A 12052-nucleotide genomic window follows, 5' to 3' on the forward strand; every position below is an offset into this window, starting at 1 on the left:
ATACTGCTGATTTATAAAATATTATATTTTTACTCGGAGAAACTGAGTATGTTTCTGTCTGGCTATGGTCCCGTATTACTCAGTGGCACTTGGATGACCATACAGCTTGCTTTGTTATCACTGGTGCTTTCGATCATTATTGGATTGTTTGGGGCAAGTGCCAAACTCTCTCGTATTCAAATCTTACGTCATGTTGCAACCCTCTATACCACGCTCATTCGTAGTGTTCCTGATCTGGTGATCATGTTGTTGTTGTTCTATAGCCTGCAACTTGGACTGAACTCGATTACCGAATCGATCCATATGGAGCAAATTGACATCAATCCCTTTGTGGCAGGGGTGATTACTTTAGCCTTTATTTATGGGGCCTATTTTACGGAAACCTTCCGTGGCGCATTTCAAGCCGTCCCCAAAGGTCAACTTGAAGCTGCATATGCCTATGGCATGACCCCATTTCAAGTCTTCAGGCGTGTCCTCTTTCCACAAATGATGCGTTTTGCCTTACCGGGGATTGGCAATAACTGGCAAGTCCTCATCAAAGCCACTGCCTTGGTGTCCTTAATTGGTTTGACCGACATCGTCAAAATTACCCAAGATGCAGGTCGAAGCAGCATGCAAGTGTTCTATTTCAGTATCGTTGCGGCAGTCATTTATTTGGCCATCACCACCCTTTCGAATTTGATTCTCATGTGGCTGGAACGTCGTTATTCTGCTGGTGTGAAAAAGGGACAACTATGATTGAAATTATTCAACAATACTGGCAGTCCTATCTGTGGACCGATGGTTTTCAAATGACTGGGGTCGCCATGACCGCGTGGCTACTGGTCTTATCGATTGCGATTGGTTTTGTTCTGGCTGTGCCTTTGTCAATTGCTCGAGTTTCTGAGCATGCTTTTTTACGTGGACCTGTTTGGTTTTTTACTTATATTTTCCGTGGTACCCCCTTATATGTGCAGCTACTGATTATCTATACAGGGATTTATAGCCTTGAATTTGTGCATGCCCATGAACGGCTCGATGAATTTTTTAGAGAAGGGCTTAATTGCACCATTTTAGCGTTTGCACTCAATACAGCAGCTTATACCACTGAAATTTTTGCAGGGGCGATACGTTCGATTCCCTATGGGGAAATTGAGGCAGCAAAAGCCTTTGGAATGTCGCCTTGGAAACGCTATACCCGTATTATTATTCCGTCGATGCTACGCCGAGCATTGCCGTTTTATGGTAATGAAGTCATTTTGATGCTGCATGCAACCACCATTGCCTTCACTGCAACCGTGCCTGATATTCTCAAAATTGCACGAGATGTCAATGCTGCCACTTATGCCACGTTTGATGCCTTTGGCATTGCCGCTGTGCTGTATGCCTGTCTGGCATTTATCCTCATTTGGATCTTTCGTAAATTGGAACAACGCTGGTTGGCGTTTTTAAAACCATCGAATCATTAGGAGAAACAATGGAAAATTCAGCAAAACTGGTGATTCGAGACCTTTGTAAAAGTTTTGGCGATCATGAAGTCTTAAAAGGGGTTTCACTTGAGGCACGCGCAGGTGATGTGATTAGTATTATTGGTTCCTCAGGTTCAGGTAAAAGTACCTTTCTTCGTTGCATCAATTTTCTAGAACAACCGAGCCAAGGCAGCATTCAGCTCAATGGTGAACAGTTAGAGACTACTTTAGATAAAAATGGCGATCTCAAAGCGACAAATCCCAAACAACTGCAAAAAATGCGCACCCAACTGATGATGGTCTTTCAACATTTCAATTTATGGTCGCATATGACGGTATTAGAAAATATTATTGAAGGACCCATTCATGTCTTGGGGCTAAAGCGGAGTGAGGCGGAAGAGCGTGCACGAAAATACTTAAGAAAAGTTGGGCTTGCTGAAAGTGTCGAAAAGAAATATCCGTCTTTTTTGTCAGGAGGACAGCAACAGCGTGTTGCAATTGCCCGCGCCTTGGCAATGGAGCCTGAAGTGATGTTGTTTGATGAGCCGACCAGTGCTCTAGACCCTGAACTGGTGGGTGATGTATTGAAAGTGATGCAAAGTTTAGCTGAAGAAGGCCGAACCATGATTGTGGTCACCCATGAAATGGGCTTCGCACGCCATGTGTCCAATCATGTCATTTTCTTAGATCAAGGCAAAATTGAAGAACAAGGTGATCCAAAAGAAGTTTTGATTCACCCCAAAAGTGAACGCCTAAAACAGTTTTTAGAGGGTAACTTTAAATAATTGAATAGCCTTCAAGAGCTTGATGCAGCAATGATCCAACACTCAATTTAGTTGAAAAGATAAAGCACCTTGTTTGATCTGATCCCGCGAAACTATATGCACTCAGATAAAAACCGAGCCATTTCGCTCGGTTTTTTTACCTTTCCACCTAAGCTTTTATAGATTGGTATATCGATTTTTAGTGGTATCCATCACCAAAAAACTGGTGATCGAGCTAATGGAAGGAATCGTTCCCAAAACATCAGTATGAAACTTTTTATAAGACTTAATGTCAGCCACTTCAACCCTGAGTAAATACTCGACCGAGCCTGTAATGGTATGACACTCTGTGACTTCATCCGTTGCTGTGATCACATCCTCAAACTGACTCAAGCTTTCTTTTGAGTGACAAGACAGACCAATGGTCACATAAACCGTTAAACCAACACCCAAAAGCGAACGGTCAATCACCGCTTTATAGCCTCGAATCACACCAATTCTTTCTAACTCTTGCACGCGTCGTAAACAGGCCGAGGGTGACAAACCCACGCGTTCTGCCAGTTTAATATTGGTTAAATGTGCATCGCGCTCAAGCTCACACAATATTTTTCGGTCTAATCGATCTAATTCAATCATTTGTTGCATAAAACTCAGTATTAACGATCAATATACAACCAAATTGTGATAGATCAACAATAAAATGCTCTGTACACGACAAAAATAGATAACTCATTGAAATAATGTCATAATAATTGTTTTCTAACGACGAATACTATGACACATCTCAATGAGTTATATCTTATCTTAAACAAATATCTAAAATGGAACAAGTCACATTTAAAGTGCTTTGCGCTCATCATGCTTGTGATTATTTTAAAGCAAACATGTAATCTTTCTTCTGCATCTAAAGCCTTGCCCATCAAGTGCTTACCACAATCATTTTATCGACGTATGCAGCGCTTCTTTGCAGGTCAGTATTTTGATTATCGTCAAATTTCTCAGTTGATTTTCAATATGTTTTCATTCGACCAAGTGCAACTGACTTTAGATAGAACCAATTGGAAATGGGGAAAACGAAATATTAATATCCTGATGCTCGCAATCGTTTATCGTGGAATAGCGATACCTATCCTTTGGACATTGCTTAATAAACGTGGAAATTCAGATACGAAAGAGCGCATTGCTTTGATTCAACGCTTTATAGCCATTTTTGGTAAAGACCGTATTGTGAATGTGTTCGCAGACAGAGAGTTTATCGGTGAGCAGTGGTTTACATGGTTAATTGAACAAGACATCAACTTCTGCATTCGTGTTAAAAAAACTTCATTGTCACCAATCATTTAGGAAAGAATCATAAAATTAGTGATTTATTTCGCCATCTTAAAGTTGGTCAAATTGAATGTCGTAAACGACGGATTTTGGTTGGTCGGGTGAAACTATATATAAGTGCACTACAGTTAGAAAATGGAGAGCTTTTACTCGTCGTTTCTCCTCAGTTTAATGCCAATGCTATTCAGGATTATGCATTACGCTGGGAAATTGAAACCTTATTCAGTTGTCTCAAAGGACGCGGGTTTAATCTTGAAAATACGCGCTTGACAGACCCTAGACGAGTGAAAAAATTGATTGCGGTGTTAGCTATAAGCTTCTGTTGGTGTTACTTAACGGGTGAATGGCAACATGATCAAAAAAAAGTGATAAAAATAAAGAAGCATGGACGACTCTCAATGAGTTTATTTCGCTATGGTTTAGACTATGTTCAAATGGCGATTCAGCGTTTAATTGGTTTTGGGAAAAAAGAAGAGTTTAAGGAAATTTTGGCAATTTTAAGAAGGCAGAACCCTGATAGGATAAGGGTTCTGTGAAATTTGTCGTGTACAGAGAATAAAATGATACTTATTTGATTACTCCATCCTCTTTATGAACGCTTCACTGTTTGTCTCTTATCTGCTGTTCTGTGTCGTAATGACCTGCACCCCTGGGCCTAATAATGCACTGGTCATGCTGTCTGGTGCACGATTTGGCATCAGTAAAACCCTACCTCTGGTTTTAGGCATTGCCTTTGGTGTGGCCGTGCAACTCTTCGCCATCGGCATCGGGTTAAATCAGGTGTTTCTGGCCCTGCCCCAGCTCCAATTTATTTTAAGTTTAATCGGCACAGCTTATATTCTGTGGCTCGCATGGAAAATCGCGTCCAGTGGGCCACTCAACATCGAATTAGAACAAAAACCATCGATGGGTTTTCTACAAGGGGCTCTTTTTCAGTGGGTCAATCCCAAAGCATGGATTATCTCTATCAGCACTATTGCCACATATTTTGCTTTAAACCATTATGTCAGTGATATTCTTTATGCGGCCCTGATTTTAATGGTGGTTTCCATTCCATGTGTCGGGGTTTGGGCAGTCGGTGGTCTTTTCTTACGCCAATATCTAATGAAACCGCGCTTTGCCTTGAGCTTTAACATCACGATGGCAATCGCCTTATTGGTCGCTGTGTTACCTGCAGCATTAAAATTGATGAATACGCACATCGGAAGATAAAAACGCTACAGTACTTAAAGAAAAAACTGCTCAATAAATGTGACTAAATCCTATGCCTCAAAAGCAAAAAGCCTGATTTTTTCATCAGGCTTTTTTATTACTGCTGCTGTTGCTGTTCTTGTTGCCAACGGCGTTGCTGTAAACGCTCACCTTCAACCTCACGCTTATTGCGTGCCGACTCATACAGTTTGGTTCCTTTGAGCTCAGGGGGTAAATATTCTTGCATTACAAAATGCTCTGGATAGTTGTGCGGATATAAGTAGTCGACGCCATAGCCCTGCTCTTTCATCAACTTGGTCGGTGCATTTCTTAAATGCAGCGGCACAGGTAAATTGGCTGTTTTCTCAGCCAAATCCAACGCTTTGTTGATCGCAAGATAAGTACTGTTACTTTTGGCACTGGTCGCCAAATACACCGCACACTGCCCAAGAATAATTCGACACTCTGGCATGCCCACCGCTTGAACAGAACGGAAGCATTCTCCAGCAAGCAGCAGTGCATTGGGGTTTGAGTTGCCAATGTCCTCAGAGGCTGCAATCAACATCCGACGGGCAATAAAAACAGGATCTTCACCGCCTTTGAGCATACGTGCCATCCAATACAAGGTGGCATCAGGATCACTCCCTCGAATTGACTTAATAAAAGCCGACACCAAATCATAATGCTGCTCACCCGATTTGTCATAACGGGCGATATTTTGCTGTGCAACTTTGACCACCATTGCATTGGTCACGATATTTTCAACGCCAGGTTCGAAGGTGCCCGCAATGAGTTCAATTAAATTCAAGGCTTTGCGGGCATCACCTGCGGCAAACTGCACCAGTGCTTCAAATTCTTCAATTTGAATATAACGTTCTTTTAAAAACGGATCGTTCTTAATCGCTTGCAGTAATAAAGTTTGAATCGCATCGGCATCGAGCGCATTTAAGGTATAGACCTGACAACGCGACAACAATGCACTGTTGACTTCAAAAGAAGGATTTTCGGTGGTGGCACCAATGAGGGTAATTTTGCCTTTCTCCACAGCATTCAGTAAGGCATCTTGCTGTGATTTGTTAAAGCGATGAATTTCATCAATAAACACCACAGGTGGCATTAAATCTCCGCCATCAGCAATGATCTCACGGAGCTCTTTAACCCCCGTATTGAGTGCAGATAGACTGACAAAAGGTCGATCAATCGCTTGCGCCAACAGTAAAGCAATGGTGGTTTTCCCCACGCCTGGCGGCCCCCAAAAAATGATCGATGGCAAATGCCCTTGATCGATCATTTGGCGGAGCGGTGCCTGCTCACCCAATAAGTGATCCTGCCCAATAATTTCAGACAAATCACGCGGGCGTAAACGTTCAGGCAGAGGAATATTGCTATCGGACATAGGACTAAGACTTAAATGCATTCATCGAATGCTTATGTTATGGCAAATTCAGGCAAATGACACAAGCTTTTCATGCAATTTCACGCCACTTTTCTCAGCTAGCGAACCCAACGCACAATATAGTCTTCGATCTCTTCTTGATTGATCTCTTCTTCAGAAATACAGCGTCCTGCCGCAGACTTTTTGGCTTTTAGAATGCTCTGACGCGAACCCGTGTTCAGATAGTGCCATCTAGGTAAATTTTTACCTTCATGCAGACGACGGTAAGCACAGCTCGGCGGTAACCAATGAATCGTGTCTAAAAGTTCAGGGGTGAGCTGGATACAATCGGGTACATGCTGCTTACGGTTTGGATAATCACGACAACTGGCGGTTTGACAGTCCAGTAGTTTACAGGCCACTTTGGTATAGGCGACTTCTTGGCTTTCTTCATCTTCAAGTTTCACCAAACAGCATAGACCACAACCATCACACAACGCTTCCCACTCTGCTGAGCGTAGCTCAGTGAGCGCATAATGCTTCCAAAACTCTGGTCGTAATTCCTGTGACATGACGCTTGCCGATAAACTCAATAGCACATTATACCCTATAGCAACTGTACTTTTCAGCACCATAAAATTTTCAAGATTTACATCATATTCATAAACTTAAAATACAAAAAGAACACTTTTTAAACAAAAGAAACACAGTGTGTCCGAACCTTGTTTCTATACTAATAGAGTAATAAATAAGAACATCTATGGAGAAAAATTATGTTTCGTTGGGCGATTATCTTCGCAGTGATTGCACTGATTGCAAGTTTACTTGGTTTTGGCGGCGTAGCAGGTTTATCTAAAGACTTTGCGATTATTTTATTGGTGATTGCTGTGATTCTTGCGATTGTCGGATTTTTATCCCGTGGCAAAGTCTAAAGCACACCATTCTTAACCACAAAAAAGAAGGATTCAGATCCTTCTTTTTTATGTGTGCCTTTAAAAATAATTTCTCACATTTCTCATGTACATCGGAATATTTTTCAAATCCTTGTAAAAGTTTTTATGCTTTAATCAGAACAGATCATCTATCAGGATTTGAGCATGACAATCAGTATTCAAACTCGAGAAATTCAATATAACGCCGCCGATGGACAACGTTTAGTTGGTTATTTTGCAGCACCAAGCTCTCAAACACCGCATGCAGGTATCATCGTTGCACCCGAATGGTGGGGCCGAAATGAATATACTGAACAACGTGCTCGCGAACTGGCTAAACACGGTTATGCCGCACTGGCGATTGATATGTACGGCGACAAAAATGTCACCACAGATGCCAAACAAGCCTATGAATGGATGATGCAAACTTTTGCGGATGCCGACACCATCGTCAACCGTGCGCAAGCAGGTTTAGATACGCTTGCTGCCCAGCCTGAAGTGAATCCCACTCAACTGGCGGCGATTGGTTTTTGTTATGGCGGTAAAGTGGTTTTAGACTTAGCTCGCTCAGGCGCACGACTAAAAGCAGTGGCGACTTTCCACGCCACATTGGCACCGAAAGCCCCTGCGGTCGAAGGTCAAATTCAGGGTGAAATTTTAGTTTTACATGGTGAGTTAGACAGCATGGTCACTTTGGATGATGTTGCCAGCTTCCGTGAAGAAATGCATGCGGCAAAAGTGGACCATGAAGTCATCATTTTTGAAGATGCGAAGCACGGTTTTAGCAACCCATTAGCCGATGAGCGTGCCAAAGCCAATGGCGTAGACTTGGGCTATAACCCAGAAGCAGAAAGACAAGGGCTAGATGCAATGTATGACTTGCTAGAACGCAATCTCAGTGCTTAACTAGAGCTGAGAATTCAACTATTTGATTTTTCAGATCCAACAGGATACATAATTAGATTTTAGAGGAGATAACAATGACTGAGACCCACTGCCAATATTGTAATTTTGATGAATATGACGTGCTTGATAAAAATGACTTTGGGATGATTTTGCCCGAACCCAATGCATTGTCTAAAGGTCACTGTGTCATTATCCCTCTACGTCATGTGAGCTCATTTTTTGACATTACCGACAAAGAACGTAAAAGCTTAATGTCTTTACTGGAACTGGCACGTAATGAACTCCAATTACGTCATCAACCTTCAGGCTTTCATATTGGTTTTAATGACGGTGAAATATTTGGGAATGTGTCTGAACACTTACATATCCATATTATTCCACGCTACAAAGACCAAGAGCTAAAACTCGATGCACGTTGGGGCATGGCAAAAGACTAAGCTTTTATGGTTTTAAATGGCGCGTAAGCGCCATTTTTTATGCGCAAAAACTCGGGCTCAGAAAAGACATTCAGTTATACTAAGCCGAATTTCTTGCTTGTGCCTCAGATGTCTCCTTTCTCTTTTTCAGATGCGTTACTGACTTGGTTCGATGTTCATGGTCGACATGACCTGCCATGGCAAGTCGCCGATGATCCCTACAAAGTCTGGGTGTCTGAAATTATGCTGCAACAGACCCAAGTCAAAACCGTGCTGCAATACTTCGAGCGTTTTATCGAACGCTTCCCAACGGTTGCAGCTTTAGGGACAGCATCATGGGATGAGGTCGCACCTTACTGGGCAGGTCTGGGCTACTATGCCCGTGCACGTAATCTACATAAAGCCGCAGTGGCTGTGGCACGTCAGGGACACTTTCCTCAAACTTTAGAGGACTGGATTGAACTGCCAGGTATTGGTCCATCAACCGCAGGGGCGCTGATGTCTTTGGGTTTACGTCAGTACGGCGTCATTATGGATGGCAACGTAAAACGCGTGCTCGCGCGTTTTTTTGCCATTGAGGATGATCTAAGCAAACCTGTGCATGAACGCAGCATGTGGCAACTGGCCACTGAACTCTGTCCAACTGAACGTAACCACGACTATACCCAAGCCATCATGGATTTGGGGGCAACCGTCTGTACACCTAAAAAACCGCTGTGTTTATACTGCCCAATGCAGCAACACTGTAAGGCCCATGCACAAGGGCTAGAAACTGAACTGCCTTTTAAAAAGCCCAAGAAAGCTGTACCTGTGAAGTCTGCCCAAATTTTGGTGCTGCGTCATCACAATCAATGGCTGTGGCAACAGCGCCCCAATAGTGGACTGTGGGGCGGTTTATGGTGTTTACCTATTTTTGAAAATCGTGATGAACTCTCGCAACTGTGCCAAAGTCTAGGGCTGAAACAAGTCTCGCAACGCACTGAAATTTCGCATAGTTTCACCCATTTCACTTGGCAACTGGAAGCGCTTTGCTTTGAAGTCGATGCCGATCAACTCGAACATTTAAGTATAGAATTGGCCAGCACATGGCTAGACATACAAAACGTCACAGAAATGGGCATCCCAACTGCGATGAAAAAATTGATCTCGGCAATTCAACTGTGACATAGTTGGGTGATCGATTGGGTTTACCCTGACACTTTAAAATTAGATCACTGAAATAATAAAGGATTGTTCGTGCGTAATTGTTTGCCCAGCCTTTCTGCGCTTGCCAGTTTAAGTTTTGTGATTCTGTTACTCGCGGCGTGCCGTACCACGCCGCCTGCGCCGAGTGGAAGCCATTTACCTGCCTCACAAGTCCAACAGCTGAAAAACATGCGTTTAGCTCAGCAGCTGCCTGTACCCGTTCAAGGCATTAAACGTCATGGACTCACAGATACTTGGGGAGCGTCCCGCAGTAGCGGACGGACGCATGAAGGCATCGACATTCTGGCTCCACGTGGAACAAAAGTTTTTTCTGCCACAGAAGGTCTCGTCGTAGACTTACGCAATAACAATTTGGGTGGTAAAGTGGTTTGGATTATGGGGCCAGCAGGCACTTGGCATTACTACGCTCATCTTGATGACCATAAACGCGGCTTAAGTGTCGGCGACTATGTCAAAAAAGGCGACCTGATCGGCTATGTCGGCAATACAGGCAATGCACGGCACACAGCCCCACATTTGCATTATGGACTTTATTTACAAGGTAAAGGCCGTGGTGCAGTAAATCCCTATCCTTATTTACGTTAACTTTAGGAATTTTTCATGTCAGAAGCGTTGATCAACCGTCTGGTCGAATTTGCTGAATCAGGCAATCAACAAAAAATCATCTTGGCTGGACAAAACCACCAAGGTTGGATCATGGAAATTACTGAAGATGCGCTTTTAATCAGCACTGGATTTGCTGAAAAAACAGGAAAAGATGTTTGGATTAACTTTTCCGACCTCGAACACGCCCAATTGTTTTATTGGGACAATCAACACGACCAATGGGCACCCTTTACCCTATAAAAAGATCAGGAGCATGTTCATGACCACTCAACGCTGCGGATGGTGCTCCTCAGACCCACTTTACATCGACTACCATGATCATGAGTGGGGTAAACCACTACATGATGAAAAGCAGTTATTTGCGATGCTCTGCCTCGAAGGTCAACAAGCGGGGCTGTCATGGATTACCGTCCTGAAAAAGCGTGAACATTATCATCGCCAGTTTTTTCAATATTCCATTGAACAAATTGCAGCTTTGAGTGATATAGACTTAGCCGAAAAAGTCCAAGATATCGGCTTAATTCGCCATATCGGGAAGCTGACCGCCATTCGTGACAATGCGATTGCATGGCAAGCCCTAAAACAACAAGGCATCAACCCCGTTGAGTGGCTCTGGAACTTTGTCGAACAACACGCAGTCAACAATGATGTCCCTGACTACCGTACAGCGCCTGCACAGACACCTCAAAGCCAAAATATGTCTAAAACCCTAAAAAAACAGGGCTTTAAATTTGTCGGACCCACCACCTGCTATGCCTTTATGCAAGCGGTCGGCATGGTCAATGATCATGAAAACAGCTGTCATTTTAAATAAAAGTACATAAAAAACAGGAAAATAAGGATATAGAATATGACGGATAACACCATTCGTGCCTATGCGGCAATGCAAGCAGGTGCAGCGCTACAACCCTATCAATTCGATGCGGGTGAACTGCAACCACATCAGGTCGAAGTCCAAGTCGAATATTGTGGATTGTGCCATTCCGATGTTTCGGTCATTAACAATGAATGGAACTCTTCGGTCTATCCCGTTGTCGCTGGTCATGAAATTATTGGCACCATCAGTCGCTTAGGCTCCGAAGCCAAAGGGCTTAAACTTGGACAGCGCGTCGGTATTGGCTGGACGGCAGAAAGCTGCCAACACTGTGACCCCTGTGTGTCGGGCCAACAAGTGCTCTGTACAGGTGGACCGACTGCAACCATCGTCGGTCATGCAGGTGGCTTTGCCGACAAAGTTCGCGCAGGTTGGCAGTGGATTATTCCTTTACCTGAAGAGCTGGATCCTGAGTCAGCGGGTCCTTTATTGTGTGGTGGTATTACCGTTTTTGATCCGATTCTAAAACACCAAATTCAAGCCATTCACCATGTTGGGGTAATTGGCATCGGTGGTTTAGGGCATATGGCCATTAAGCTCCTTCGGGGATGGGGCTGTGAAATTACGGCGTTCACCTCGAACCTCGACAAAACGGAAGAGCTCAAGGCCATGGGTGCAGATCATGTGGTGAATAGCCGTGATGTGGATGCGCTTAAAACCCAGCGAGGCAAATTCGATCTATTGCTCAGTACGGTGAATGTCACGCTCAATTGGCCTGCCTATATCAGTACACTGGCACCGAATGGCACGATCCATCTGCTAGGCTTGCCTCTAGAGCCCATCAAGTTAAATGCAGGTAGTCTGATTGCTGGAGCAAAGTCTATCACGGGTTCACCCACTGGCTCACCTGCGGCATTACGTCAGCTACTCAAATTCGCTGCACGTAAAAACATTGCGCCACAAATTGAACTGTATCCTATGTCACAGTTGAATGAAGCACTGGAACGGTTACATTCTGGAAAAGCTCGTTATCGTATCGTCCTCAAAGCCGATTTTTAATCTATA

General features: G+C 43.6%; 16 protein-coding genes. 13 read left to right on the forward strand and 3 right to left on the reverse strand.

Annotation, left to right across the window (positions count from 1 at the left end; genetic code table 11):
• Positions 1-48: 48 nt before the first annotated feature.
• The 3 genes from AC4CUX_RS06555 to AC4CUX_RS06565 are packed head-to-tail and all read left to right on the forward strand — an operon-like array spanning position 49 to position 2233.
• Complete coding sequence (locus tag AC4CUX_RS06555; RefSeq protein WP_004691820.1) at positions 49-738, forward strand: ABC transporter permease; 690 nt, start codon at positions 49-51, stop codon at positions 736-738.
• Positions 735-1448 carry an ABC transporter permease gene (locus AC4CUX_RS06560; RefSeq protein WP_126034760.1) on the forward strand — a complete coding sequence of 238 codons (714 nt, stop codon included), beginning with the start codon at positions 735-737 and terminating at the stop codon, positions 1446-1448. Before AC4CUX_RS06555 ends, AC4CUX_RS06560 begins: the two co-directional genes overlap by 4 nt.
• A gap of 8 nt (positions 1449-1456) precedes the next feature.
• The gene (locus tag AC4CUX_RS06565; protein ID WP_279747111.1) at positions 1457-2233 is read left to right on the forward strand and encodes an ABC transporter ATP-binding protein; all 777 of its coding nucleotides are present in this window, start codon (positions 1457-1459) and stop codon (positions 2231-2233) included.
• A 156-nt stretch (positions 2234-2389) separates the two neighbouring features.
• Here the strand turns inward: AC4CUX_RS06565 and AC4CUX_RS06570 are convergent, their stop codons facing one another.
• Positions 2390-2857 carry an Lrp/AsnC family transcriptional regulator gene (locus AC4CUX_RS06570; RefSeq protein WP_228254617.1) on the reverse strand — a complete coding sequence of 156 codons (468 nt, stop codon included), beginning with the start codon at positions 2855-2857 and terminating at the stop codon, positions 2390-2392.
• 129 nt (positions 2858-2986) lie between these two features.
• On the opposite strand from AC4CUX_RS06570, the gene AC4CUX_RS06575 reads away from it, so the two are divergent.
• A protein-coding gene (locus tag AC4CUX_RS06575; protein WP_088631513.1) for an IS4-like element ISAba1 family transposase occupies positions 2987-4077 on the forward strand; the annotation gives its coding sequence in 2 pieces (ribosomal slippage) (positions 2987-3527 and positions 3527-4077; 1092 coding nt in all).
• A 55-nt stretch (positions 4078-4132) separates the two neighbouring features.
• Positions 4133-4753, forward strand: coding sequence for a LysE family translocator (locus AC4CUX_RS06580; protein WP_287166918.1), 621 nt, complete (start codon positions 4133-4135; stop codon positions 4751-4753).
• Between the two features lie 97 nt (positions 4754-4850).
• Here AC4CUX_RS06580 and AC4CUX_RS06585 read toward each other — a convergent pair whose 3' ends face one another.
• On the reverse strand, positions 4851-6128 hold the full coding sequence (locus tag AC4CUX_RS06585) for a replication-associated recombination protein A (protein WP_279747173.1): 1278 nt from the start codon (positions 6126-6128) through the stop codon (positions 4851-4853).
• Between the two features lie 98 nt (positions 6129-6226).
• On the reverse strand, positions 6227-6679 hold the full coding sequence (locus AC4CUX_RS06590) for a YcgN family cysteine cluster protein (protein ID WP_035326303.1): 453 nt from the start codon (positions 6677-6679) through the stop codon (positions 6227-6229).
• A gap of 201 nt (positions 6680-6880) precedes the next feature.
• Between AC4CUX_RS06590 and AC4CUX_RS06595 the strand changes: the two genes are divergently transcribed.
• The 8 genes from AC4CUX_RS06595 to ahr all read left to right on the forward strand — a co-directional run bounded on the left by AC4CUX_RS06595 (position 6881) and on the right by ahr (position 12046).
• Entirely contained in the window at positions 6881-7039 is a 159-nt protein-coding gene (locus AC4CUX_RS06595) for a DUF1328 domain-containing protein (RefSeq protein ID WP_004647174.1), read from the forward strand.
• A 159-nt stretch (positions 7040-7198) separates the two neighbouring features.
• Positions 7199-7945, forward strand: a complete 747-nt coding sequence (locus tag AC4CUX_RS06600; protein ID WP_488656261.1) for a dienelactone hydrolase family protein — start codon at positions 7199-7201, stop codon at positions 7943-7945.
• A 74-nt stretch (positions 7946-8019) separates the two neighbouring features.
• Complete coding sequence (locus AC4CUX_RS06605) at positions 8020-8382, forward strand: HIT family protein (RefSeq protein ID WP_201706929.1); 363 nt, start codon at positions 8020-8022, stop codon at positions 8380-8382.
• A gap of 108 nt (positions 8383-8490) precedes the next feature.
• Entirely contained in the window at positions 8491-9525 is a 1035-nt protein-coding gene (mutY, locus tag AC4CUX_RS06610; RefSeq protein ID WP_279747114.1) for an A/G-specific adenine glycosylase, read from the forward strand.
• Positions 9526-9609: 84 nt separating this feature from the next.
• A complete protein-coding gene (locus tag AC4CUX_RS06615; protein ID WP_279747174.1) occupies positions 9610-10152 on the forward strand; it encodes a M23 family metallopeptidase in 543 nt (180 codons plus the stop codon).
• 15 nt (positions 10153-10167) lie between these two features.
• Positions 10168-10413 (forward strand): hypothetical protein, encoded by a 246-nt coding sequence (locus AC4CUX_RS06620; RefSeq protein WP_004691836.1) that lies wholly within the window; start codon positions 10168-10170, stop codon positions 10411-10413.
• A gap of 19 nt (positions 10414-10432) precedes the next feature.
• On the forward strand, positions 10433-10987 hold the full coding sequence (locus AC4CUX_RS06625; RefSeq protein ID WP_490738158.1) for a DNA-3-methyladenine glycosylase I: 555 nt from the start codon (positions 10433-10435) through the stop codon (positions 10985-10987).
• A 36-nt stretch (positions 10988-11023) separates the two neighbouring features.
• Positions 11024-12046 (forward strand): NADPH-dependent aldehyde reductase Ahr, encoded by a 1023-nt coding sequence (gene ahr, locus AC4CUX_RS06630; RefSeq protein ID WP_490738157.1) that lies wholly within the window; start codon positions 11024-11026, stop codon positions 12044-12046.
• Positions 12047-12052 lie beyond the last annotated feature (6 nt).

It is taken from the genome of Acinetobacter sp. 231_lipA, assembly GCF_058243005.1.

Coding starts and splice junctions, on each gene's coding strand:
- AC4CUX_RS06620 (WP_004691836.1), top strand. CDS start 10,168: ATGTCAGAAGCGTTGATCAACCGTCTGGTCGAATTTGCTGAATCAGGC.
- AC4CUX_RS06595 (WP_004647174.1), top strand. CDS start 6,881: ATGTTTCGTTGGGCGATTATCTTCGCAGTGATTGCACTGATTGCAAGT.
- AC4CUX_RS06560 (WP_126034760.1), top strand. CDS start 735: ATGATTGAAATTATTCAACAATACTGGCAGTCCTATCTGTGGACCGAT.
- ahr (WP_490738157.1), top strand. CDS start 11,024: ATGACGGATAACACCATTCGTGCCTATGCGGCAATGCAAGCAGGTGCA.
- AC4CUX_RS06605 (WP_201706929.1), top strand. CDS start 8,020: ATGACTGAGACCCACTGCCAATATTGTAATTTTGATGAATATGACGTG.
- AC4CUX_RS06590 (WP_035326303.1), bottom strand. CDS start 6,679: ATGTCACAGGAATTACGACCAGAGTTTTGGAAGCATTATGCGCTCACT.
- AC4CUX_RS06565 (WP_279747111.1), top strand. CDS start 1,457: ATGGAAAATTCAGCAAAACTGGTGATTCGAGACCTTTGTAAAAGTTTT.
- AC4CUX_RS06580 (WP_287166918.1), top strand. CDS start 4,133: ATGAACGCTTCACTGTTTGTCTCTTATCTGCTGTTCTGTGTCGTAATG.
- AC4CUX_RS06625 (WP_490738158.1), top strand. CDS start 10,433: ATGACCACTCAACGCTGCGGATGGTGCTCCTCAGACCCACTTTACATC.
- mutY (WP_279747114.1), top strand. CDS start 8,491: ATGTCTCCTTTCTCTTTTTCAGATGCGTTACTGACTTGGTTCGATGTT.
- AC4CUX_RS06570 (WP_228254617.1), bottom strand. CDS start 2,857: ATGCAACAAATGATTGAATTAGATCGATTAGACCGAAAAATATTGTGT.
- AC4CUX_RS06585 (WP_279747173.1), bottom strand. CDS start 6,128: ATGTCCGATAGCAATATTCCTCTGCCTGAACGTTTACGCCCGCGTGAT.
- AC4CUX_RS06555 (WP_004691820.1), top strand. CDS start 49: ATGTTTCTGTCTGGCTATGGTCCCGTATTACTCAGTGGCACTTGGATG.